This window comes from Streptomyces sp. LS1784 (assembly GCF_020103755.1).
Lineage (GTDB): Bacteria > Actinomycetota > Actinomycetes > Streptomycetales > Streptomycetaceae > Kitasatospora.
Genome location: NZ_JAHSQD010001133.1, coordinates 1 through 1,029, shown reverse-complemented (window position 1 = coordinate 1,029; position 1,029 = coordinate 1). Strand labels below are relative to the sequence as shown.

At 77.5% G+C, this 1,029-nt stretch carries 1 protein-coding gene; it reads left to right on the top strand.

The features are described 5' to 3' along the window. Window positions 1-1,029: bifunctional 3'-5' exonuclease/DNA polymerase (locus KS423_RS46140; RefSeq protein WP_224285611.1), on the top strand; the 1,029-nt coding region annotated here is incomplete at both ends.

Sequence of the window (1,029 nt, the reverse complement as noted above, 5' to 3'; positions counted from 1 at the left end):
GACCCGCTGACGGCCGTGGTCGCCGTCCACGCCGAACAGCAGCGCCGGATCGCCGCCATCGCCGACCCGGGCGCCCGGCAGCGGTTCCGGCTGCTGGTCGCCGCCGAGTCGGCCGGCGCCCTGGTGGCCGCCGAGATGGCCCACGACGGGCTGCCCTGGCGGGCCGACGTCCACGACCGGCTGCTGACCGAACTGCTCGGCCCCCGCCCGACCGTCCCCGGCACCCAGCCCAGGATCCTCGCCGAGCTCGCCGTCGACCTCCAGCAGGCCCTCGGCGCCAAGCCGTTCAACCCCGACTCGCACACCCAGGTGCTGCGCGCCTTCGCCGAGGCGGGCATCCAGCTGGGCTCCACCCGCTCCTGGGAGCTCAAGGGCATCGACCACCCGGCCGCGCAGCTGCTGGTCCGCTACAAGGAGCTGTCCCGGATCCACGTCGCGCACGGCTGGGCCTGGCAGGACGCCTGGGCCCGCGGCGGCCGGTTCCGGCCCGAGTACGTGGTCGGCGGCGTGGTGTCCGGCCGCTGGGCCAGCCGCGGCGGCGGCGCCCTGCAGATCCCGCGCATCCTGCGCCGCGCCGTGGTCGCCGACCCGGGCTGGCTGCTGGTCGTCGCCGACGCCGCCCAGCTGGAACCGCGGGTGCTCGCCGCGCTCTCCCAGGACACCGGGCTGGCCCGCACCGCCGCCGGCGGCGACCTGTACGAGGCGCTCGCCGCCCACGCCTTCCAGGGCGACCGGGACAAGGCCAAGCTCGGCCTGCTCGGCGCCATGTACGGGCAGACCAGCGGCGACATCGGCCCGCTGCTGAACACCCTGCACCGCCGCTACCCGGCCGCCATGGGCTACGTGGAGGCCGCCGCCCGCACCGGCGAGGACGGCGGCGTGGTCGCCTCCCGGCTCGGCCGGGTCTGCCCACCGGCCTCCGCCGACTTCCTCGACCTCACCGAGGCCGAGACCGCGGGCGAGGCCGGCGGCCGCACCGCCCGCGCGCGCGGCCGCTTCACCCGCAACGTCGTCATCCAGGCCAGCGCC